A 468-nucleotide genomic window follows, 5' to 3' on the forward strand; every position below is an offset into this window, starting at 1 on the left:
CCAAGTAAAACTGAAGGACATGGAAGAGCTGTTGTAGAAGCAATTAGTAACAGGGTACCTGTAATTACTTCAAGAGCAGGGGGATTGAAAGAAAGTGTTGAAAATTCTTATTCATTTGATTATAGAGATTTATCCAGTTTTACTAATTTAGTAGAGAAGTTAATTAACAATAACGAGTTTAGATTAAATAACATTGCAGAGAACTATAATAAAGTAAGTAATAATGTTAAAGAAATAGTTACTAAAAAAAGGGTAGATGCACTAAAAGCTTATAAAAACATTATAAATGGAGAGATAAGAAAATGAAAATTTTGATTACAGGTTCAGCGGGTTTTATAGGTTCGCATTTATCAAAAAAATTAATTAAACAAGGTCATGAAGTTATAGGGATAGATAACATCAATGATTATTACGATGTGACCATTAAGGAAGATAGATTGAAGTCAATAGGCACTAAAAATTTCACTT

At 28.8% G+C, this 468-nt stretch carries 2 protein-coding genes; both read left to right on the forward strand.

Annotated features, from left to right (window positions below):
• Positions 1 to 306, forward strand: a 306-nt coding sequence (locus ACF91D_RS31860; protein ID WP_392438718.1) for a glycosyltransferase, incomplete at its 5' end; no start/stop codon positions are given.
• Positions 303 to 468: NAD-dependent epimerase/dehydratase family protein (locus ACF91D_RS31865; protein WP_392438720.1), on the forward strand; the 166-nt coding region annotated here is incomplete at its 3' end. The genes ACF91D_RS31860 and ACF91D_RS31865, both read left to right, overlap by 4 nt.

The sequence above is a fragment of the Staphylococcus sp. 231237_7MaSpsaltlick genome, assembly GCF_043107035.1.